Genomic DNA, 21,894 nt, shown 5'->3' on the forward strand with positions numbered 1-21,894 from the left:
GCGGGCACGGGTGGGCGCCAGCGGCCGCGGGCGAAAGGGGGTTTCCCGGCACCGCAGATCGTATATCATTTGCGATACCTTCTTCGGAACCGGCAGGCAGGACCACGGATGACGCCCCTCCCGCAGCGGCCCGGCAAGATCATCGCGCTGCACCTGAACTACCGGTCCCGCGCCGCCCAGCGCGGCCGGGTGCCGGAGCAGCCGTCGTACTTCCTCAAGCCCCCGACGTCCGTCGCCGCGAGCGGGGCCGCGCTCGACCGGCCGGCGGGCACCGAGCTGCTCGGCTTCGAAGGCGAGATCGCGCTGGTCATCGGCCGCACCGCCCGCCGGGTCTCCCCGGCCGACGGCTGGTCGTACGTCGGCGGGGTCACCGCCGCCAACGACTTCGGCGTCTACGACCTGCGCTACGCCGACCAGGGCAGCAACCTGCGGGCGAAGGGCGGCGACGGCTTCACCCCGCTCGGCCCGGCGGTGCTGCCCGCCGCGGACCTCGACCCGGCCGCGCTGCGGCTGCGGACCTGGCTGAACGGCGAACTCGTCCAGGAGGACACCACCGCCGGACTGCTCTTCGGCTTCGGCCGGCTGGTCGCCGACCTGTCCCAGCTGATCACCCTCGAACCCGGCGACGTCGTCCTCACCGGCACGCCCGCGGGCGCGTCGGTCGCCGTCCCCGGCGACGTCGTCGAGGTCGAGGTCGACACCGCCGGGCACACCACCGGGCGGCTGGTCACGCCGGTCACCGAGGGAACCGTCCCCTTCGGACCGTATGGCGCGCTCCCCCGCGTGGACGAGCGGCAGCGGGCGGACGCGCACGGAACGTCCACACCGGACTTCACGCTGACCGCGGACCTCAAGCGGCGCCTCGAATCCGTCGGTACCGCGACGCTTTCCGCCCAGCTGCGCAAGCGCGGCCACGACGCCGTGTCGATCGACGGGCTGACCTCCACCCGGCCCGGTGTCCGGCTGACCGGCCGCGCGCGGACCCTGCGGTACCTGCCCTACCGCGAAGACCTGTTCGAGAACCACGGCGGCGGCTACAACGCGCAGAAGCGCGCGATCGACCGCCTCGGCCCCGGCGATGTCCTGGTCGTGGAGGCGCGCGGGGAACGCGGCGCGGGCACGGTCGGCGACATCCTCGCGCTGCGGGCGCAGGTGCGCGGCGCCGCCGGGATAGTCACCGACGGCGGGGTCCGCGACCTGGCCGCGGTGTCCGCTTTGGACATTCCCACCTACCACGCCGGGCCGCACCCGGCGGTGCTCGGCCGCCGGCACGTGCCGTGGGACGCCGACGTCGCGATCGCCTGCGGCGGCGCGGCCGTCTGCCCGGGCGACGTGATCGCCGGGGACGGCGACGGGGTCCTGGTCATCCCGCCCACCCTGGTCGAAGAGGTGGTCGACGCGGCGATCGAACAGGAGCTGCAGGAGACGTTCATCGCCGAGCAGGTCGCCGCGGGCGAGCGCGTCGAAGGCCTGTACCCGATGGACGAGCACTGGCGCGCCAGGTACGCCGCCTGGCTCGCGAACCGGTGATCCGCGCCGACGTCAGGAAGGATTCCCATGCGTTTCCGCTCCGACCCCCAGGCCATCCGCGGGTCGATCGCGCCGCTGATGACGCCGTTCACCGCCGACGGCGCCGTCGACCACGACGGCCTGGTGAACCTCGTGCGCTGGCAGCTCGCCTCGGGCTCGCACGGCATCTCGATCGGCGGCTCCACCGGCGAACCCGGGTCCCAGACGGTCGCCGAGCGCGCCGAGGCGATCCGGACGGTGGCCGCCGAGGTCGGCGACCGCGTCCCGGTCGTCCCCGGCACCGGTTCGGCGAAGCTCGACGAGACCCTGGAGCTGACGGCGCTGGCGCGGGACGCCGGGATCGACGCCGCGCTGGTCATCACGCCGTACTACGCGCGGCCGACGCAGGACGCGCTGTTCGTCTGGTACCGCACGGTCTGCCGCGAGTTCCCGGACCTGCCGATCGTCGCCTACAACGTGCCGAGCCGGACCGCGGTCGACCTCGCGCCGGAGACCGTCGCGCGGCTGTACCGCTCGTGCGGCAACTTCGTCGGGATCAAGGAGACGACCAAGGACTTCGAGCACTTCTCCCGCGTGCTGCACCTGTGCGGCCGGGACCTGCTGGTGTGGTCCGGGATCGAGCTGCTCTGCCTGCCGCTGCTGGCACTGGCCGGCGCCGGGTTCGTCAGCGCGACGGCCAACATCGCCCCGGCCGCGTGCGCGGAGCTGTACACCGCGTGGCAGTCCGGCGACCACGAACGCGCGCGGGAAATCCACTACGGGCTGCACCCCTTGGTCGACCTGCTGTTCGTCGAGACCAACCCGGCGCCGGGCAAGTGGGTGCTGGCACAGCGCGGGCTGATCGCCTCGGGGCACGTCCGGCCGCCGCTGATCCCGCCGAGCGACGCCGGCGTCTCGCGGATCAAGGACCTCATGGCCGAAGGCGCGCAGTACCTCACGCCGACCGAAGGCTTCACCGTGGAGGGAAAGGCATGACCCACTACGTCCCGGAAGGACTGCCGGGCGAGCTGAAGCACCACATCGGCGGCGAGCCGGTCGACAGCGTCTCGGGCAAGACGTTCGACGTGCTCGACCCGGTGTCGAACACGCCCTACGCGACCGCTGCGGCCGGCCAGGCCGAGGACGTCGATCGCGCGGTCGCCGCGGCCCGGAAAGCGTTCACCGATGGGCCGTGGCCGCGGATGCCGCCGCGGGCCCGGGCGCGGATCCTGAACCGGATCGCCGACGCCGTCGAGGCGCAGGACGCCCGGCTCGCCGAGCTGGAGACGTTCGACACCGGCCTGCCGATCACCCAGGCACTCGGGCAGGCGCAGCGCGCCGCCGAGAACTTCCGGTTCTTCGCCGACCTCGTCGTCGCCCAAGCCGATGACACCTACCAGGTGCCCGGGCGGCAGGTGAACTACGTGCACCGCAAGCCGGTCGGGGTCGCCGGGCTGATCACGCCGTGGAACACGCCGTTCATGCTGGAGAGCTGGAAGCTCGCGCCGGCGCTGGCGTCCGGCTGCACGGTCGTGCTCAAGCCCGCCGAGTTCACGCCGCTGTCGGCGAGCCTCTGGGCGGGGATCTTCGCCGACGCGGGACTGCCCGAGGGGGTGTTCAACCTGGTCAACGGCTTCGGCGAAGAGGCGGGCGACGCGCTCGTCAAGCACCCGGACGTCCCGCTGATCTCGTTCACCGGCGAGACCACGACCGGGCGGACGATCTACCGCAACTGCGCGGCGCACCTCAAGGGCATGTCGATGGAGCTGGGCGGCAAGTCCCCGGCGATCGTGTTCGCCGACGCGGACCTCGACGCCGCGCTCGACTCGACGCTGTTCGGCGTGTTCTCGTTGAACGGCGAACGCTGCACCGCGGGCAGCCGGATCCTCGTCGAGCGGCCGGTCTACGCCGAGTTCTGCGCCCGGTACGCCGAGCGCGCGGCCGCCATCGTCGTCGGGGACCCGCACGACCCGGCCACCGAGGTCGGCGCGCTGGTCCACCCCGAGCACCACGAGAAGGTGCTGCGGTACGTCGAGCTGGGCAAGTCCGAGGGCCGGCTGCTCGCCGGCGGCGGCCGTCCGTCCGGTTTGGACACCGGCAACTACGTGGCACCGACGGTGTTCGCCGACGTGCCGTCGTCCGCGCGGATCTTTCAGGAGGAGATCTTCGGGCCGGTCGTCGCGCTGACCCCGTTCGACACCGAAGCCGAGGCCCTCGCGCTCGCCAACGGCGTCCAGTACGGGCTGGCCGCCTACCTCTGGACGTCGAACCTGCAGCGGGCGCACACCTTCGCGCAGTCGGTCGAAGCCGGGATGGTCTGGCTGAACTCGCACAACGTCCGCGACCTGCGGACGCCGTTCGGCGGGGTCAAGGCGTCCGGCGTCGGCCACGAAGGCGGCTACCGCTCGCTCGACTTCTACACCCATCAGCAGGCCATCCACGTCTCGCTCGGGCCGGTGCACACGGCCCGGTTCGGCAGTGGCCGGGAGGGCCGGTCATGACCGCCACCCCGCCGGACGTCCTCCGCTGCGCGTACGCCGAACTCGTCGTCACCGACCTGGCCGCGTCCCGCGCCTTCTACGTCGACGTGCTCGGTCTCGTCGTCACCCACGAGGACTCTTCGGCGTTGTACCTGCGGGCCTTCGAGGAGTACCTGCACCACTCCCTGGTGCTGCGCAAGGGATCCACGCCCGCGCTCGCCGTGCTGGCCTACCGCGTCCGGAGCACCGCCGACCTCGATCTCGCGGAGGCGTACTACCGGACGCTCGGGTGCCCGGTCGAGCGGCGGGCCGCGGGAGCGACGCGCGGTATCGGCGAGGCGGTGCGGGTCGTCGACCCGCTGGGGTTCCCGGTCGAGTTCTTCCACGAGGCCCGGCACGTCGAACGGTTCACGCAGCGCTACGACGTCCACGGCGCCGGCGCACTGTCGCGGTTGGACCACTTCAACGTGGACACTCCCGATGTGCCGTCGGCCCGGAAGTACTACGAGGGCCTGGGTTTCCGCGTGTCCGAGGACATCCAGGACGCCGAGGGCACGGTGTACGCGGCGTGGATGTTCCGCAAGCCGACGGTCCACGACATCGCGCTGACCGGCGGCGACGGCCCGCGGCTGCACCACATCGCGTTCGCGTCGCACGAACGGCACCAGATCCTGCACATCTGCGACCACCTGGGCGCGCTGCGCAAACCCGGCATGATCGAACGCGGCCCGGGCCGGCACGGCGTGTCGAACGCCTTCTACCTCTACGTCCGCGATCCCGACGGGCACCGCGTCGAGATCTACACGCACGACTACTACACCGGCGACCCGGACAACCCGGTGATCACGTGGGACGTCCACGACCCGCAGCGCCGCGACTGGTGGGGCAACCCGGTGGTGCCGAGCTGGTACACCGACGCGTCGGTGGTGCTGGACCTGGCCGGTTCGGTGGCCCCGGTCGTCGCCCGGGCCGAGCCGCGCGAAGCGGACGTCACCGTGGGCGCGGACGGGTTCTCCTTCAGCACCGGTCCCGCGGAGTTCAAGTTAGGCGAGCAGGTCTGAGAACCAGTTCCGGGAACGGTTCAGGACGTCGATCTGGTGGCCGCGTTCGCGGATCGAGTGGCCCTCGCGGGGGTAGACGACGAACTCGTGGGGCCGGTCGCCGAGGGCGCGGTGCAGGAGTTCGGCCTGCGAGAGCGGGACGTTGGTGTCGTCCTCGCCGTGCAGGATGAGGACCGGCGTGCGGATGTTCGCCGCGTGCGTGATCGGGCTGTTCTCCCGGCCGCCCAGCGCGGCTTCGAACCGGGAGTGCTCGCCGGTCGCGGCCAGCAGCGGCCAGTCGGTGACGCCGGCGAGCACGATGGCCGCCTTGAAGCGGTCCGTGTGCGCGACGGCCCAGGCGGCCATGAACCCGCCGTGGCTCCCGCCGGCGATCCCGAGCCGGTCTTCGTCGGCGATGCCGTCGGCCACCAGGAGGTCGATGCCGGCGAGCAGGTCGGTGAACTCCGCGCCGCCGACGTCCCCGGCGACACTGGCCGCGAACGCGTGGCCGTGGCCGAGCCCGCCGCGCGGGTTCGGGAGGAACGCCGCGAACCCGGCGGCGGCGAGCCATTGGCCGGAGGGGTACCAGTTGAGGTGGAAGCGGTCGGCGTAGCGGTCGTGCGGGCCGCCGTGCACGAGCGTGACGAGGGGAAACGGGCCGTCGGCCGTCGTCTTGCCGGGCGGCAGGATCAGCAGGCCGTCGAGGTCCAGGCCGTCCGGCGCCCGGTAGGCCAGCCGGTGCCGGGTGCCCCAGGAGCCTCGCGGCGCCGGCGCGCTGACGCGTTTCAGGCTGTGCGGCGCGCCGGCGTGGACTTCTTCCGGTTCGGTCGCGGTGCTCACGACCAGCGCGATCGTGGCGCCGTCGCGGCTCGCCGTGAGAGCGGTGCCGTGGACCCCGGTGATCTCGGTGAAGGTCTTCTCGACGGGATCCAGGCGCCGCAGCGTCGTGTCCAGACCTTCGGCGAACAGGGCGAGGGGTGGGCCGGTGCCGACCTGGGTGAGTTCGATCGGGCAGCTGCCGAGGCCCGCGGTGAGGTTGTCGCCGTTGTCGAAGACCGCGGTGCCGCCGACGAGGCCGGGCGGGGTCAGGCCGAGGTGGGCGAGGTGCCATCCGGTGCCGTCGTGCCACCAGACCGGGTCGGCCGCTTCGAGGGCCGGGGCGGGCCGGTCGCGGGTCTCGCCGGTGGCGAGGTCGACGAAGTGCAGGCCGGGTTCGAAGACGCCGGGTTCACGATCGGCACAGGACCAGGTGAAGACGGCGAGGGTGGTCCCGTCCGGCCGGGCGGCGACTTCCCGCACGTGCCGGCGGCCGAGGTCGCCGAGGCGTGCGAGGGCGCAAGTGCGGAGGTCGAGCAGCCAGAGCCGATCGGGGCACGACTTGGTGGTCGCGCCGCTTGGCAGATCGGGGCGTACGCGGGTGTCCCGGCCGCCTGGCGCATCCGGGCGCGCCTTGTTGTCCCGCCCGCCCGGCGGATCCCGGCGAGCTTCGCGGTCCCAGCCACCCGCCCCCTGCCCGCGGTCTTCGGGATCCGTGGCCCGCCGGACGATCCGCACCCAGGGGTCGCCCGGCCGATCCGCCGGATCCGGCGCGATCAGCACCACCGACCCCGCCAGCGGCACATGTCCGCTGATGCCCGCCGGCCACTCCGTAAGCTGCTCGGGCGCACCACCGTCGAGGCCGATCCGGTGCAGCTGCGGCGTTTCCCCCTCCGACAGGAAGAACACCGAGCCCGAATCCGGCGCCCACCGCGGTCCTGCACCGGCCGCCAGCCTCCGGGGCGCCGCACCGCCGTCGGACGGGGCCAGCCACAGCTCGCTCGCCGGGTGGTTCCCCGTCCGTCCCACCGGTGCGGTCGCGTAGACCACCCACCGGCCGTCCGGGGAGATCCGCGGCTCGCGCGGGACTTTCCGGTCCACCACCGTTTCCGCCGTCAGCACCCCGCCCAGTGTGCCGGAAACCGATCAGCCGCGGGCGAGCGTTCCCAGCAGTTCCTCGTGCCGGCCCGGCTCGCGCAGCTCCGGCGCTTCCACCATCCCCGCCTCCGGGTCGTCGGCACGGACCGCCGCCAGGAACCGCACCACCGCACGGGGTTCGGGGAACACCTCGCCGCCCAGGTAGGACAGCACCGTCGCGCCGGCGGCGTCCTCGATCGCCGCCGCCCAGCCGTTCGCTTCGTCCCAGACCAGGGCCAGGTCGTGGTCGGGGAACCGGCTCAGGCGCCAGTCGAGCGCGATGTACGCCGCCGCGGGCGTGCCCGCGTCCAGCGTGCAGGATTCCAGCCCGACCCCCACCGCGCGGGCCACCGCGGCGACGTACCCGCGCAACCCCCGCTCGAACGAGAACTCCGTGTCACGCCCGAAATCGATCAGAATGCTCAACGCCGCCTCGCTTTCCCCGTCCGCCGCGGGATCCCCGCGGTCCGAGCGCCGGATACCCCGCCACCGGCGCGATCAACCCCCGATCGACTGACGTCGTCAATCCGGCGACATCTCACTTGTCATCGTTTCGATGACATGTTAGAACGGTGGTACCAGAACCACCTCCGAGAAAGGGTCCGTCCCCCCGTGACCGCATCGATCGCCCTGCCGACCGGTTACCAGCACCCCGCCGTCCCCGCGCTGCTCGACTACCTGCGCGACGTCACCGCCGAGCTCGGGATCGGCCTCGAGTCGTGCACCCTCGACCACGACGCGCCGCTGTCGGCGTACGTCGCCCTCGACACGCGGCTGCCGCACTACCCCGACCGCGACGTCGCGCTCCTCTGGGACGAGGAACGCGGCTGGGCGGCGGCCATCGAGACGCACTCCGGCGAAGACCTGATCGTCCTGCGCTACCTGGGCGGCCCGACCGTGGCCCCGGCGCCGCGGCGGGTCGCGCGGTTCGTCACCGCACTGCACGAGGACGACCACACCGTCGGCCGCCCCGACCCCGTCACGCTGCGGTCCGCGGCCGACGCCGGGCTCGCCGACCTCCTGCGCCGCTCATGACGATCCCCCTGCCGGAGAGCTTCGCCCTCACCCTGCGCGGCTACGACCGGGAGCAGGTCGACGAGCGGATCGACGAGCTGCTCACCGAGATCCGCCTGCTCACGGCCGACCGCGACGCCGCGGTCGCCGAAGCGGAGCAGCTCGCGCGGCGCCTCGAACAGGCCCGCTCCGACAACGCCGCGCTGCGCGCGCGTGCCGACCGCCTGTGCCGGACCCCCGCCGACCCGGCCGCGGTCGGGGACCGCGTGCGCCACCTGCTCGAACTGGCCCACGCCGAAGCGGACGGCGTCGTCGCGGCGGCCCGGCAGCGCGCCGCGGCGATCGTCGGCGAAGCCGAGGAGACCGCGGCCCGCCGGCTCGAGGACGCCCGGGCACGCGCGGCCCACGAAATCGAGCACGCCCGCCGCCGCGTCGAATACCTCGCCGCCACCGAACGCCGGACCGCCGGCCGGTTGCGGAAGATCGACGCGTTCCTGGCCGAAGCGGCGGAACTCCTCGAAGAGGACACCCCGCTCCACGCCGTCGCCTGACCCCGTTCCCACCAGCCGGGACGGTCCCGGAAACCGTGGTGCGGCGGCACGGTGCGCCCGCCGTCGGCGTGAGGCAGGATCGGGTTCGTGACCATCGATCAGGCCGGGGTGCCACAGGCCCCGCCGTTCCCCGAACACGAAGCCCGCGTCGACGCGCTGCGGCGGCAGCTCACCGCCGTCGCGGGTGAAGCCACCGTCCGGCTCGCGAAGCGGACCTCCAACCTCTTCCGCTCCCGTGCCGCCGCGAAGCACCCCGGACTGGACGTCTCCGGCTTCACCCACGTGCTGCGCGTCGACCCCGAAAGCCGCACCGCCGACGTCGAAGGGATGGTCACCTACGAACAGCTCGTCGACGCCACCCTCCCGCACGGCCTGATGCCGCTGGTCGTCCCCCAGCTGAAGACCATCACGCTCGGCGGCGCGGTGACCGGGCTCGGCATCGAGTCCTCGTCGTTCCGCAACGGGATGCCGCACGAGTCGGTGCTCGAGCTCGAAGTGCTCACCGGGGACGGCCGGATTGTCGTCGCGACACCGGACAACGAGCACCAGGCCCTCTTCCGCGGCTTCCCGAACTCCTACGGCACCCTCGGGTACGCGCTGCGCCTGAAGATCGTCCTCGAGCCGGTCAAGCCGTTCGTGGCCCTCCGGCACGTCCGGTACCACGACCGGGACACCTACTTCCGCGCGCTCGCGCACGAGTGCGACAGCGGCGAGCACGACTTCGTCGACGGGACGATCTTCGGCCCCGACGAGCTGTACCTGACGCTGGCGAAGTTCACCGACACCGCGCCCGCGACGAGCGACTACACCTGGCTGGACATCTACTACCGGTCGATCCGGCGGCGGGAAACCGACCACCTCACCGTGCGGGACTACCTCTGGCGGTGGGACACCGACTGGTTCTGGTGCTCGCGCGCGTTCGGCGTCCAGCACCGGCTGCCGCGGCTGCTGCTCGGCCGCCGGTTCCTGCGGTCCTCGGTGTACTGGAGGGCCGTGGCGCTCGACCGCCGGTTCAAGATCGCCGAGCGGCTGCTGAAGCTGCGGCGCCTCCCGCCGGAGGAGACGATCGTGCAGGACATCGAGGTCCCGGTCGGGCGCGCCGCGGAGTTCCTCGAGTTCTTCGAACGGGAGATCCCGATCAGCCCGGTGTGGGTCTGCCCGTTGCGGCAGCGCCCCGGCGGCGTGCGCTGGCCGTTGTACGAGCTGGACCCCGAAGCGCTGTACGTCAACTTCGGGTTCTGGTCGGCCGTGCCGCTGGACCCCGGCGAGCGCGACGGCGTGCACAACCGGATGATCGAAGCCGAGGTCACCCGGCTGGGCGGGCACAAGTCGCTCTACTCGGACAGCTTCTACGCCGAGGACGAGTTCTGGCGGCTCTACAACGGCGACGCCTACCGGGACCTCAAGCGGACCTACGACCCGGGCGGGCGGCTGCTCGGCCTCTACGAGAAATGCGTCCGCCGCCGGTGAAAGGAACGAACGTGAACCAGGCAAGCATCCCGGTCGGCGAGGTCTTCGAGCGCCTGCTCGGCCCCCGCGCGACCGTGTCGATCACCGCCTACGACGGCAGCAGCAGCGGCCCGGCCGACGCTCCCGTCGCCATCCAGGTGCGCTCGCCGCTGGCCCTGGACTACCTGATGTCCTCCCCCGGGGACCTCGGCCTCGCCCGCGCCTACGTCGCCGGCGCGCTCGACGTCACCGGCGACCTGTACACCGCGCTGCGCGCGCTGTCGGCCCAGGTCGACCAGCTGAGCGCCGCCGACCGGCTGTGGCTGCTGCGCAAGCTCGGCCCGCGCCACCTGCGCGTGGTCAAGCCGCCCGCCGAGGAGCACCCGAGCCGGTTCCGGCGCGGGCTGACCGCGCTGCGGCACTCGAAGGGCCGCGACAGCGAGGCCATCGCCAGCCACTACGACGTGTCCAACCGGTTCTACGAGCTGGTCCTCGGCCCGTCGATGGCCTACACGTGCGCGGTCTTCCCGGAAGCCGAATCCACGCTGGAGGAGGCGCAGTACCACAAGTTCGACCTGGTCTGCCGCAAGCTCGGCCTGCAGCCCGGGATGAAGCTGCTCGACGTGGGCTGCGGCTGGGGCGGCATGGTCGCGCACGCCGTCCGGCACTACGGCGTCGAGGCGCTCGGGGTCACCCTTTCGCGTGAACAAGCCCAGTGGGCGCAGAAGAACATCGTCGCCCTCGGACTGGCCGACCGCGCCGAGATCCGCCACCTCGACTACCGGGACGTCACCGAGACCGGGTTCGACGCGATCTCCTCGATCGGCCTCACCGAGCACATCGGTGCCCGCAACGTGCCCGGCTACTTCCGGTTCCTCGCGGAGAAGCTCAAGCCGCACGGGCGCCTGCTCAACCACTGCATCACCAACCCGGACACCAGCGTCGCCCACCGCTCGCGCGGGTTCATCGACCGCTACGTCTTCCCGGACGGCGAGCTCGAAGCCCCCGGCGAGCTGATGACCGCGATGCACGACGCCGGGCTGGAGGTCCGGCACTCGGAGAACCTCCGCGAGCACTACGCGCTGACCCTGGCCGGGTGGTGTGCGAACCTCGACGAGCACTGGGACGAGGCCGTTTCCGAGGCGGGCGCCGGCCGCAGCCGGGTGTGGGCGCTGTACCTCGCGGCCTGCCGGCTGGCCTTCGAACGCCGCGAGATCGAGCTGCACCAGATCCTCGGCGTGCGGACCGACAGCGAGGGCGGGATGGGCATGCCGCTGCGCCCCGATTGGGGAGTTTGAGACCGGGCGTGCCCCGCGCGGGCGTAGATGGGAGGATGGTGGGGAGACCAGGGTGTCCGAACGGGACATCCCGGCTCACTACAAAGAGTAGGTATGGGTATGGCTCAGGGCAGTGTCAAGTGGTTCAACGGCGAAAAGGGCTTCGGCTTCATCGCCCAGGATGGCGGGGGTCCGGACGTGTTCGTCCACTACTCCGAGATCCAGGGCACCGGCTTCAAGTCCCTCGATGAGGGCCAGCGCGTGGAGTTCGAGATCGGCCAGGGCCAGAAGGGCCCGCAGGCCCAGCGCGTGAGCGTCATCTGAGCCACGAGGCACCGAAGGCCCTCGCCCTCCGGGGCGGGGGCCTTTCTCGTGCCCGGCCACACTGCGGGCTCACAACGATCGGGTAACATGGGAAGGGTCGAGAGCACCTCAGTACGCCGGCGTCCGGCCGGACCCACTCTCGATTGGTGGCCGCCGAGGCCCGATCGCCGACAGGAGCGGTGACGCGCCCGGCCACCCGCAGACCGCTGACCGCCGGGTGTCCCGCTCCCCCGGCCTCGGTGCGTGAGCCCCGCTCCGCGCGCGATTAGACCTCGAAACGAGTAGTGCATGACAGCCTCCGTGAAGGCTCCCCGTCCCGTCGCCAAACCCGTGCTCTCCGGCCGCCAGACGGTGGCCGAGCTGATCACCATCCGGACGTTCCTGCTGGTCCCGTTCCTCGCGCTCGCCGCGGCCGTCCCGGTGTTCTGGGGCTGGGGCGTCAGCTGGCTCGACCTCACCATCGGCGGGGCGTTCTTCGTCGTGTCGACGCTGGGCATCACCGTCGGCTACCACCGGTACTTCACCCACGGCGCGTTCCGCGCGAAGCGCGTGCTGCGGATCGCGCTGGCGATCGCCGGTGGCCTCGCCGCGCAGGGCCCGGTGATCGGCTGGGTCGCCGACCACCGCCGTCACCACGCCTTCTCCGACCGCGAGGGCGACCCGCACTCGCCGTGGCTGTTCGGCACCTCGCCGGTGGCGCTCGCCCGCGGCTTCTGGCACGCCCACATGGGCTGGCTCTTCGGCCGCGACAAGACCAACGTCGACCGCTTCGCCCCCGACCTGGCCGGCGACCGCGACATGCGCGTCGTCGACCGGCTCTTCCCGCTGTGGGTCGTGCTGAGCCTGCTGCTCCCGCCGCTGCTCGGCGGCCTGATCACCCTGTCGTGGTGGGGCGCGCTGACCGCGTTCCTCTGGGCCGGCCTGGCGCGGATCTCGTTCCAGCACCACGTGACGTGGTCGGTGAACTCGATCTGCCACATGATCGGCGAGCGCCCGTTCGCCAGCCGCGACCGGTCGGCGAACTTCTGGCCGCTGGCCATCCTGTCGATGGGCGAGTCCTGGCACAACACCCACCACGCGGACCCGACGTCGGCCCGCCACGGCGTGCTGCGCGGCCAGATCGACGTCTCCGCGCGGGTGATCTGGGCGTTCGAAAAGCTGGGCTGGGCGTGGAACGTCCGGTGGCCCACCCCGAAGCGGCTGGCCGCGCTGGCCCGCTGACGAAAGCCCGCGAAAGTCCTTGCCACGGCGGCGGCACCGGGGTGATCTTGGCCGGGTGGACGCGGTGGCGCTGACCTTCGACGACGGCCCGTACCCTTCGACGACGCCGGCCCTGCTGGCCGCGCTCGGCGGGGTGCGGGCGACCTTCTTCCTGTGGGGCGAGCACGCCGAAGCACACCCGGCACTCGTCCGGGAGATCGCGGCGGCCGGTCACGTGATCGGCAACCACACGTGGACCCACCCCCGCCTCACCGGTCTGCCGGCGCAGGTCCGCGACCAGGAGGTCCGGCGAACGCAGGACCTCCTGGCTTCGCTGACCGGGGTGCGCCCGGTGCTGTTCCGGCCGCCCTACGGCGACACGGACGACGCCGTCGCGGAGACCGTCGCCGCGCACGGGCTGACCGAGGTGCTGTGGACCGTCGACACCCGCGACTGGGCGGGCGCCTCCGCGGACGAGATCGTGGCCGCCGCCGACGGCGCGGAGCCGGGCGGTGTCGTGCTGCTGCACGAAGGCCGCCCGGCGACCGTGGCGGCGGTGCCGCGGATCCTCGCCGCACTCGCCGCCCGCGGCCTGCGGCCGGGACTCACCAGGGGTTGATCCGCAGGTACGCCGGCTTCGGCTGCAGGTTCTCGTCGAACAGGCAGGCCGCGCCCTCGCCGGGGAAGACGTCCGGCACCCACGAGTGCCGGTCGGTGAAGCCCCACGTCGTGAACTCGACGCACCGCCGGACCGCCTGGCAGCCGTCCCAGAGCTGGTCGAAGTAGCTCGCCTGCGTGTCCAGCTTCGCCGCGTCGGGCGGGGTCGGGATCCGCACGTCGGCCTCGGTGACCGCGGTCTCCACGCCGATCCTGGCGAAGCGGGCGAGGTTTTCGCGGTACTGGCCCGGGAAGCCGTACTGGATCGACAGGTGCCCCTGGATGCCGACGCCGTCGATCGGGACGCCCTGCCGCCGCAGCGTCTTCACCAGGTCGTAGACCGCGTCGCTCTTCGGGTTGATCCCTTCGATGTTGTAGTCGTTGATGTAGAGCTTCGCGTGCGGGTCGGCCGCGTGCGCCCAGCGGAAGACGTCGGCGACGAAGCCGTCGCCGAGCTTCTGCCGGAAGACGGTGTCGCGGCGCGTGCCGTCCTCGTTGAAAATTTCATTGACGACGTCCCAGGCGCGGATCTTTCCTTGGTACCGCTTGACCTCCGTGGTGATGTGGTCGCGCAGGACGCGGCGCAGCTCGTCGGCGGGCAGCGCGGCCACCCAGTCCGGCAGCTGGGAGTGCCAGACCAGGGTGTGGCCGCGGACGGTCTTGTGGGTCGCCTGGGCGTACCGGACGATGGCGTCGGCGCCCGACCAGTCGTACTGCCCGCGGACGGGTTCGACCGTGCCCCATTTCATCTCGTTCTCGGGTGTCACGTTGTCGAATTCACGGGTGAGGACGGCCCGGTAGTCGGGTTCGTTCGCCAGGTACGCGGCCGCGACGGCACTGCCGACGTACTTGTGGGTGATGGCTTTCAGCGGAACCGACGCCGAAGCCGCCGGCGCCTGCGACACGGCAATGCCCGCGACGATCGCCGCCGTCATCAGCGCGCGTTTAATAGGAATTCTTCGCAGCATCTGCATCCTCCATTTTTCGAAAGTTTCGGGGCGTGTCAAACCGGGTTTCGATGACCTAGAATCTCCTCCATGACAACGAAGTCTGACGATCCCGAGCCCCTCGCGTCCCGGGTCACCATCGCCCGCATCGCGGCCGAAACCGGCGTTTCCGTACCGACCGTTTCGAAAGTGCTGAACGGCCGCCCCGACGTCGCCGACAGCACGCGCGCGCGGGTCGAAGCCGTCATCGGGAAATACGGTTACCGCCGCCGGGCCGACGAACGGTCCCGCCGTTCCCGGTTGCTGGAACTGATGTTCCACGAACTCGAAAGCACGTGGGCGCTGGAAATCATCCGCGGGGTCGAGTACGTCGCCCGCGAAAACGGAATGGCGGTCGTGCTCGCGGAATCGTCGGGCCGGCACACGCCCGGCCAGAGCTGGCTGGAAAGCGTGCTGGCGCGGCGGCCGGTCGGCATCGTTTCGGTGTGCTCCGACTTCACCGGCGGGCAGCTGGCGAAGCTGCGGGCCCGCGACATCCCGCTGGTCGTGGTCGACCCGGCCGGCGCGCCGGGACCGGAGACGCCCTCGATCGGGGCCACGAACTGGCAGGGCGGGCTGACGGCGACCCGGCACCTGGTGGAGCTGGGCCACCGGCGGATCGCGATGATCGGCGGGCCGGACGGGGTGCTGTGCAGCCGCGCGCGGATCGACGGCTACCGCACGGCGCTGGAGACGGCGGGGCTGGCGTTCGACCCGGCGCTGGTCCGCCGCGGCGACTTCCACGTCCGGTCGGGTTACCGGGAGCTGGCTTCACTGCTGACCCTCCCGGATCGTCCGACGGCGGTGTTCGCGGGCAGCGACCTGCAGGCGCTGGGGGTGTACGAGGCAGCGCGCGACGCGGGGTTGCGGATCCCGGACGACCTGAGCGTGGTCGGCTTCGACGACCTCCCGGTGGCCCGCTGGCTGACCCCGGAGCTGACGACGATCCGCCAGCCACTGCAGGAGATGGCGGCGGCGGGCGCCCGGCTGGCGATTTCGCTGGCCCGCGGAACGCACCCGGAGAGCCACCGGCTGGAGCTGGCGACGAGCCTGGTGGTCCGGCAAAGCACGGCGGCGCCGGCGCACCAGGTCCTGTCGGCCGGCCGGGTGTGACGGCCGGGTGGCGGCCACGCCCGGCGGCCGGTCGGGCGAGGGGCCAGGGCAGCCCGGGGCCGGCGGTCCCTTGCGGCTTCCCGGGCGCCGGAATTGTCGGTGCCCACCGGTAGAGTGGAAGACGGGGGGCGCCCCCGCAGGCCTCCGAGCCGGCCGCCTCCGGTGCCCGCGGCAGCCCGCTCATCCCGGCCACCGCATGCTCTCCGGCGGCCCGAGGTAACTCGGCCGCAGCCCACCGGTGTCGACGACCAGCTTCTGCACCACCACCGCCGGGTCGACCATCCACACCTTCAGCACGTGCGGCCCCGCCCCGACCTCGTGCCGTGTGGACGTCAGGTTCACGTTGTCCGAAGTGGTCCGCTCCCACTGGCGGTTCATGGTCATGTCGTCCGCGCCCGTGGCCTTCGTGATGTTCACGACCTGCGGTGCCGCGTCGTCGAACGACACCGCGTACCGCAACCCGTCCCCCGGCAGCACATTGCTGCGCGGCGAGAGGTACGCCCACACCGTCACCAGCCCCGGCGTCACCAGCGTCAGCCGGTACTCCAGCCGTGGTCCCGCGCCCACCGCTCGGCTCGCCGCCGTCACCGGGAACGGCGTCATCCCGTCGCCCGTCCGGCCCAGGTCGGGGATCCGGCGCCACGAAACCGGCCCGGCCGGCACGTTCGCGCTGCAGTGCGCGGCCTCCATCGACACGTACCCGCCCGCCTCGACGAACCCGCGCCGCCACGACGCCGGCAGGGCCGGCTGCCGCACCACCGCGTCCACCACCACCGACTGCCCCGCGCCCGACACCGTGATCGGCACGGTCGTCGTCCCACGAGGCGCCCGGCTCCAGTCGATCCGCACGGTCATCCGCAGCTCCTCCTCCACCCGGCCGCCGCGCGGCTCGACCCGGACCCACGGCGCGCCCGCCGAGACCGTGCACCGGAACGGTGTCCGGCCGCGGTTGAAGACGTCGATGTACTGCGCCGGCGCGCTCTGGTACGGGCTGAACTCCGGCAGCACCGGACGTCCCGCGGCCCCCGGCCACGCCTCCGCAGACCCGTCGACCGCTACACCGAGGGAAGCCGCCGCGGGCACCTCGATCCGCCGCACCGCCGGGAAGATGACGTCCGGCAGCGCGACGTTGTTCAGCTCCGGCTGCTGCCACGGCGCGTTGGGCCCGTACCGGGCGACGTCGCCGTAGTCGATGTGCGGCTGGGTCTGGAACCCCTTCCACTTGCCGCCCGCGATGCCGGTGTTGTACTTCTCCGCGAGCGCCAGGTCGTCGGCGAAACGTGCTTCGGTGACCGCGGCCAGCCGGTTCGCCGACGCGCGCCCCTGCGCCGCGTACAACAGGTTCGTGAACTCGGCCCGCCGCAACGCGTAGAGGTTCGCCGACGCCGTGACTTCGTAGCCCACCAGTTCGAAGAACGCGTCCTGGTGAACCGCGGGCACCCGCGCGGCGATCCGGGATGTCCGCGCCGCGAGGTCCTGCCACTCCTCGGTGACGCGGTCCAGCTCCCGGTAGTCGACGAGGCTGAACGGAGTCATCTGGTCGTCGTAGGTGATCACCCCGGCGGCGTCCACCGTGATCCGCCGGTTCAGCAGCTCCGGCTTGCGACGCGACTGCAGCCTGCCGTAGTCGTGCAGCACCGACGCGATGTCCGACGCGAGCGCGGAACCGAAGTTCTCGGCGGCGAACGTTCGTTCCCATGTGGACAGACGCTCGGCGGGCAGGGACGCCGGATCCCACGCGTAGTCGAGGAAGAACTGCAGCGGCAGCTCGTTTCCCTTCATGTCGCCGACATTGGCGACCCACAACCGGTCGTTCCCGTAGGAAGCGGCCTGGTGCAGCTGCTCCCACGTGTTCGCCAGCAGCGCGGTGTCGACCCACTTGTAGTTGCGGCCGCCGCCGACGTAGTCGAAGTGGTAGTACAGCCCGTACCCGCCGGGGTGCGGCGGCAGCGAGAGGTCCGGGTGCTTGCGGACGTTGCCCCAGTTGTCGTCGGTGAACACGACGATGACGTCGTCGGGCGGGCGCAGGCCCTGGGCCCAGTACCGCTGGACCTCCTTGTACAGCGTCCACACCTGCGGGACGTCGGTGCTCAGCTCGCGCGCGAGGATGTCCCGCTCCGCCGCGATGATCTCCCGCATCAGCTCGATGCCGTCGCCGTCGGGGAGGCTGACGTCGCCGTTGCCGCGCATGCCGAGCGTGACGACGCCCTCGAAGCCCTCGCGGGCCATCCGGCGGATCCCGTCGGTCCAGTAGGCCTTGATGGCGTCGCCGTTGCGGCGGAAGCTCCACTCCCCCGTGCCGCCGTACGGGTCGTGCCCCGGCGTCACGATCGTCCCCGACGAGTCGCGGACGGCCGGGACGGCGTGCCGGTTCCACTCCTCGATGCCGCGCATCATCGGCGCCTCGTGCGAGGTGCCCATCACGACGCCGTACTCCTTGGCCGTGGCGTGGTTGAGCGGGTCGTCCTCGGCGAACGCGCGGCCCCAGACCGCCGGCCACAGGTAGTTGGCCCGCAGCCGCAGCATCGTCTCGAAGATCTTCGCGAAGAAGAGGTGGTTGAAGCCGTTCGGGAAGCCCGGCGCCTTCCCCGGCCCGAAGTACGCCGGGGCCCAGGTGCCGAGCGCCGGGTTCTCGTCGTTGATGAAGAACCCGCGGTACTTCACGTGCGGCGTCCCGAGGCTGAACCGCTCCGGCGGCAGGTGCAGCTCCGCCTGCCGGGCGGGCGGGACGTCGGCCCACCAGTACCACGGCGAGACGCCGATGCGCCGCGAGACCTCGTAGACGCCGTAGATCACGCCCCGCTGGTCGCTGCCGGTGAGCACGAGCCTGCCGTCGACGACCTGGCTCAGCGACGTCTCCCACTTGCCGGCGACGTCCCGGACGTCCAGGCGGCCGGCGGCGACCAGCGAGTCGACCAGGGGGCTGTGGCCGAGCGTGCCGACGAGCACGACCGGCCCGTCCGCCGGGACGACGTCGAACGACACCGCGGGCCGCACGCCCGTGACGCGTTCGACGTCGGCGGCGAGGTCGCCCACGACCCGCCGCACCCCCGGCTGGTCACCCGAGCCGACGACGATCGTCGCGGCCTTTCCCCGGGACACCAGCGGGAATCCGGTTCCGGCCTCGGCCAGGGCCGGGAGCGCCGCCGAGCCGGCCCCGGCCAGCGCGAGCAACTGCAGGAAGGCACGACGGTGGACCTCGGACGGCACGGCAGACCTCCTGAGTCAGCCCTTCACGGATCCGGTCAGCCCACCGACGATGCGCCGTTCGGCGAGCACGAAGAACGCGAGTGCCGGGATCATCGACAGCGCGGTGAACGCGAGCACCCGGGCGGTGTCCTGGGAGAACTGCGACTGGAACTGGGCGACGCCGAGCGGGAGCGTGAAGTGCGCGGAGTCGTTGAACACCAGCAACGGCAGCAGGTAGGCGTTCCAGCTGGTGACGAAGGCGAGCACGGCGACCGTGGTCAGCGCGGGCGCCGACAGCGGCAGCAGGATGCGCCAGAAGAACCCGAGCCTGCTCGCACCGTCGAGCACCGCGGCGTCTTCGAGCTCGCCGGGGATCGCGTGCATGAACGGGCGCAGGATCACGATCGTCACCGGCAGGGAGAACGCCGCCTCGGGGATCGCCACGCCCCAGAAGCTCTCGAGCATGCCCAGCTGCCGCAGCCACAGGTACAGCGGCAGCGTCGCCACCGTGAGCGGGAACAGCAGGCCGAGCGTGAACAGCGTGTACATCGCCTCCCGGCCCTTGAACTGGTAGCGCGAAAGGGCGTAGCCGGCCATCGAGCCCAGGCCGACGGCGACCACGGTCGCGATCACGGCGATCAGCGCGCTGTTGCCGAGGAACGTCCAGAACGCGCTCGAGCCGAGGACCGAGGCGTAGTTGTCCGTCACCCACGGGCCGGGCAGCCCGGCCGGGTCGTTGTTGATCTGGGCGTTGGTGCGGAACCCGCCGAGCACGACGAACAGCAGCGGCACCACGGTCACGCCGAGCACGACGATCGCCGCGAGGTACCCCGTCGCCATGCCGAACCTGCGCGAGCGCATCAGCCCACCATCCTGGTCAGGGCGCCCTCGGTGTCGCGGCGCAGCGCGAACCGCTGGTACAGCAGGGCGAACACGAAACAGATGACGAAGAGGATCACCGCGACGGCGGAGCCGAACCCGAACTCGTAGCGCTTGAAGCCGTGGTCGACCAGGTAGGTCGCCATCGTCGTCGACGCGTTCGCCGGGCCGCCCAGCGTCATGATCCACACGACGTCGAACAGCTGGAGGGACCCGATCACCGACAGGAAGATCCAGATCCGGATCGTCGGCCCGAGCAGCGGCAGCACGACGTGCCGGGTGGTCTGCCAGGCCGACGCGCCGTCGAGCGCCGCGGCTTCGCGCAGCTCGGCCGGCACCCCTTGGAGGCCGGCGAGCAGCAGGATGATGCCGAAGCCGATGTACTTCCAGGTGATCACCGCGAACAGCGTGTAGAGCACGATGCCCGGGTCGGCCACCCACTGGTGGATCAGCCCGCCGAGCCCGACACCCTTGAGGACCTGGTCGGCGAACCCGCTCGGCTGCAGCATCTGCACCCAGATCACCGCCGTGATCGCCTCCGACAGCACGTACGGCGCGAACACCAGGGCGCGCAGCACCGCGCGGCCCCGCAGCTTCCGGTTGAGCAGCATCGCCAGCCCGATCGACAGCGGCAGCTGCACCACGATCGACAGCCCGGCGATGATCAGGTTGTGCGCGATCGCGCCCTGGAACACCGCGCCCGTGAATGCGTCGACGTAGTTGTCGAGGCCGATGAACTTGTCGAGCGGGCCGAAGCCGTTCCACTGGAACAGGCTGTAGAACCCGGCGATCCCGATCGGCACCAGGACGAACCCGGCGAACAGCAGCAGGGCCGGCCCGAGCAGCAGCGCCAGCTCGAGCCGCTTGCCCAGGCCGGAGCGCCGCCGCCGGGGGCGGGCCGCCGGTGCGGACGGCCGCTCGGTCGTCCGCACCGGCGTCGTCGCCGTGGTCACTTGTTGCCCGCCGCGGCCTGGTTGACGGCGGCCACGATGCCTTCGGGGGTGCCCTGGCCCGCGAACATGTTCGCGACGGCGTCGTTCAGCGCCGCGCCGACCGCGGTCGGGAACGCCTTGTCGAAGTACATCTGCAGGTAGGGAGCCTTGGTCCCGTAGTCGAAGACCTCTTTCAGCGTGTCGGTCTTCAGCGACTTCGCCGCCGCGGCGTTCACCGGCAGGCCGGTCCCCTGCGCCGCGAGCTGGGTCTGCACCGGCTCGGAGTTCAGGTACTGCAGGAAGTCCGCGCACGCCTTCGACGCGCGGCTGGTGCAGGCGAAGCCGTCGCCGCCGCCGAGCACGGCCGCCGGGTCGCCCTGGCCGCCGGCGACCGACGGGAACGCGAACCAGCCGATCTTCGAGTCCAGCTGCTTGTCCTCGGTCAGCGACGACATCGTGCCGGGCTCCCAGTCACCCTGCAGCTCCATCGCCGCCTTGCCGTTGGCGACCAGGCCGGCGGAGCTGCCCGCGCCCTGCTGGGCGGGCGTACCGGCGAACCCGGTCTGGAACGGTTGTGTGGCCAGGAAGTTCTTCAGGTCCTGCCCGGCCTTCGTCCAGCACGGGTCCTCGAGCTTGACCGCCTTCACCGACTGCTTGAGCACGTCGGCGGAGCACTCGCGGACCGCGAAGTAGTTGTAGTAGAAGGCATCCGGCCAGCGGTCCTTGCCGCCGACGGCGATCGGCGCGATGCCCTTGGCCTTCAGCTGCGCGACGGCGGCGTTGAGCTCGTCCATCGTCTTCGGCGGCGCGGTGATCCCGGCCTGGGTGAAGAGGTCCTTGCGGTACCAGAAGCCGACGAAGTGCTGGGCGAACGGCACGCCGTACTGCTTGCCGTCGACCTGCCAGCTCTCCGCGAACTTGCCCGCCTGGCCGATCCACGACTTGGTCGCGTCGGTGATGTCGGCGAGCTTGCCCGAGGTGACCTGCGAGGCGAGCTCACCGGCCCCCCAGGACTGGTAGACGTCCGGCGGCTCGGCGCCCTGCAGGGCGAGGGGGACCTTGGTGGGGAAGTCCTCGTTCTGCAGCGGCTGCGCCTTGATCGTGACGTCGGGGTGCGCCTGGTGGTAGTCGACGACGACCTTCTCCCAGATCGACTTGATCGGGTCGGTGGTGCCGTTGTGCCACCAGGTGAGGGTGACCGGGCCGCTCGGCTGGGCGGGCGTTTCGCTCCCCCCGCTGCACGCGGACAGCGCGAGCGGGACGACGGCCGCCAGGGCGGCGAGAACGGGGATCCGGCGTTTGACAGACATCGTGGGTCCACTCCTGACGACTTCGGCCGAG

19 protein-coding genes are annotated in these 21,894 nt (G+C 71.8%); 12 read left to right on the forward strand and 7 right to left on the reverse strand.

Annotated elements, in window-relative coordinates:
• The first annotated feature begins 108 nt into the window (after window positions 1-108).
• Genes AB0J40_RS24235 through hpaD form a run of 4 tightly spaced genes read left to right on the forward strand, consistent with a single transcriptional unit; the run spans window position 109 to window position 5,050 of the window.
• On the forward strand, window positions 109-1,530 hold the full coding sequence (locus AB0J40_RS24235) for a fumarylacetoacetate hydrolase family protein (protein WP_364456715.1): 1,422 nt from the start codon (window positions 109-111) through the stop codon (window positions 1,528-1,530).
• A 27-nt stretch (window positions 1,531-1,557) separates the two neighbouring features.
• Window positions 1,558-2,505, forward strand: coding sequence for a 4-hydroxy-tetrahydrodipicolinate synthase (gene dapA / locus AB0J40_RS24240; RefSeq protein ID WP_364456717.1), 948 nt, complete (start codon window positions 1,558-1,560; stop codon window positions 2,503-2,505).
• A complete protein-coding gene (gene hpaE / locus AB0J40_RS24245) occupies window positions 2,502-4,010 on the forward strand; it encodes a 5-carboxymethyl-2-hydroxymuconate semialdehyde dehydrogenase (RefSeq protein ID WP_364456719.1) in 1,509 nt (502 codons plus the stop codon). Before dapA ends, hpaE begins: the two co-directional genes overlap by 4 nt.
• Complete coding sequence (gene hpaD / locus AB0J40_RS24250; protein ID WP_364456721.1) at window positions 4,007-5,050, forward strand: 3,4-dihydroxyphenylacetate 2,3-dioxygenase; 1,044 nt, start codon at window positions 4,007-4,009, stop codon at window positions 5,048-5,050. Before hpaE ends, hpaD begins: the two co-directional genes overlap by 4 nt.
• Here the strand turns inward: hpaD and AB0J40_RS24255 are convergent.
• Window positions 5,033-6,967 carry a prolyl oligopeptidase family serine peptidase gene (locus tag AB0J40_RS24255; protein WP_364456723.1) on the reverse strand — a complete coding sequence of 645 codons (1,935 nt, stop codon included), beginning with the start codon at window positions 6,965-6,967 and terminating at the stop codon, window positions 5,033-5,035. The two genes, hpaD and AB0J40_RS24255, sit on opposite strands and share 18 nt — an antisense overlap.
• A 24-nt stretch (window positions 6,968-6,991) precedes the next feature.
• Window positions 6,992-7,408 (reverse strand): DUF6292 family protein, encoded by a 417-nt coding sequence (locus AB0J40_RS24260; RefSeq protein WP_364456725.1) that lies wholly within the window; start codon window positions 7,406-7,408, stop codon window positions 6,992-6,994.
• Between the two features lie 186 nt (window positions 7,409-7,594).
• Here AB0J40_RS24260 and AB0J40_RS24265 point away from each other — a divergent pair, with 186 nt between their 5' ends.
• The 7 genes from AB0J40_RS24265 to AB0J40_RS24295 all read left to right on the forward strand — a co-directional run bounded on the left by AB0J40_RS24265 (window position 7,595) and on the right by AB0J40_RS24295 (window position 13,416).
• Window positions 7,595-8,017, forward strand: coding sequence for a DUF6292 family protein (locus tag AB0J40_RS24265; RefSeq protein ID WP_364456727.1), 423 nt, complete (start codon window positions 7,595-7,597; stop codon window positions 8,015-8,017).
• The gene (locus AB0J40_RS24270) at window positions 8,014-8,547 is read left to right on the forward strand and encodes a hypothetical protein (RefSeq protein ID WP_364456729.1); all 534 of its coding nucleotides are present in this window, start codon (window positions 8,014-8,016) and stop codon (window positions 8,545-8,547) included. Before AB0J40_RS24265 ends, AB0J40_RS24270 begins: the two co-directional genes overlap by 4 nt.
• Window positions 8,548-8,634: 87 nt before the next feature.
• Window positions 8,635-10,017: an FAD-binding oxidoreductase gene (locus AB0J40_RS24275; RefSeq protein ID WP_364456731.1), complete on the forward strand. Its 1,383-nt coding sequence runs from the start codon at window positions 8,635-8,637 to the stop codon at window positions 10,015-10,017.
• On the forward strand, window positions 9,999-11,294 hold the full coding sequence (locus tag AB0J40_RS24280; RefSeq protein WP_364456733.1) for a cyclopropane-fatty-acyl-phospholipid synthase family protein: 1,296 nt from the start codon (window positions 9,999-10,001) through the stop codon (window positions 11,292-11,294). Before AB0J40_RS24275 ends, AB0J40_RS24280 begins: the two co-directional genes overlap by 19 nt.
• A 99-nt stretch (window positions 11,295-11,393) precedes the next feature.
• Entirely contained in the window at window positions 11,394-11,597 is a 204-nt protein-coding gene (locus AB0J40_RS24285; RefSeq protein WP_086680104.1) for a cold-shock protein, read from the forward strand.
• A gap of 288 nt (window positions 11,598-11,885) precedes the next feature.
• Window positions 11,886-12,818 (forward strand): acyl-CoA desaturase, encoded by a 933-nt coding sequence (locus AB0J40_RS24290; RefSeq protein WP_364456735.1) that lies wholly within the window; start codon window positions 11,886-11,888, stop codon window positions 12,816-12,818.
• A gap of 55 nt (window positions 12,819-12,873) precedes the next feature.
• Window positions 12,874-13,416 (forward strand): polysaccharide deacetylase family protein, encoded by a 543-nt coding sequence (locus AB0J40_RS24295; RefSeq protein ID WP_364456737.1) that lies wholly within the window; start codon window positions 12,874-12,876, stop codon window positions 13,414-13,416.
• On the opposite strand, the gene AB0J40_RS24300 is transcribed toward AB0J40_RS24295, so the two are convergent.
• Window positions 13,403-14,422, reverse strand: coding sequence for an endo-1,4-beta-xylanase (locus tag AB0J40_RS24300; RefSeq protein WP_364456738.1), 1,020 nt, complete (start codon window positions 14,420-14,422; stop codon window positions 13,403-13,405). The genes AB0J40_RS24295 and AB0J40_RS24300 overlap by 14 nt on opposite strands.
• Window positions 14,423-14,491: 69 nt before the next feature.
• On the opposite strand from AB0J40_RS24300, the gene AB0J40_RS24305 reads away from it, so the two are divergent.
• Window positions 14,492-15,553 (forward strand): LacI family DNA-binding transcriptional regulator, encoded by a 1,062-nt coding sequence (locus AB0J40_RS24305; protein ID WP_364456740.1) that lies wholly within the window; start codon window positions 14,492-14,494, stop codon window positions 15,551-15,553.
• 180 nt (window positions 15,554-15,733) lie between these two features.
• Here the strand turns inward: AB0J40_RS24305 and AB0J40_RS24310 are convergent, their stop codons facing one another.
• From AB0J40_RS24310 to AB0J40_RS24325, 4 genes are read right to left on the reverse strand one after another with little or no spacing between them, the layout of a single operon-like run.
• A complete protein-coding gene (locus AB0J40_RS24310; RefSeq protein ID WP_364456742.1) occupies window positions 15,734-18,763 on the reverse strand; it encodes a glycosyl hydrolase 115 family protein in 3,030 nt (1,009 codons plus the stop codon).
• A gap of 15 nt (window positions 18,764-18,778) precedes the next feature.
• Window positions 18,779-19,603: a carbohydrate ABC transporter permease gene (locus tag AB0J40_RS24315; protein WP_364456744.1), complete on the reverse strand. Its 825-nt coding sequence runs from the start codon at window positions 19,601-19,603 to the stop codon at window positions 18,779-18,781.
• Window positions 19,603-20,574 carry a sugar ABC transporter permease gene (locus tag AB0J40_RS24320; RefSeq protein ID WP_364456746.1) on the reverse strand — a complete coding sequence of 324 codons (972 nt, stop codon included), beginning with the start codon at window positions 20,572-20,574 and terminating at the stop codon, window positions 19,603-19,605. Before AB0J40_RS24320 ends, AB0J40_RS24315 begins: the two co-directional genes overlap by 1 nt.
• Entirely contained in the window at window positions 20,571-21,863 is a 1,293-nt protein-coding gene (locus tag AB0J40_RS24325; RefSeq protein ID WP_364456748.1) for an extracellular solute-binding protein, read from the reverse strand. Before AB0J40_RS24325 ends, AB0J40_RS24320 begins: the two co-directional genes overlap by 4 nt.
• Between the last annotated feature and the right edge of the window lie 31 nt (window positions 21,864-21,894).

This window comes from Amycolatopsis sp. NPDC049691 (genome assembly GCF_040675005.1).
Lineage (GTDB): Bacteria > Actinomycetota > Actinomycetes > Mycobacteriales > Pseudonocardiaceae > Amycolatopsis.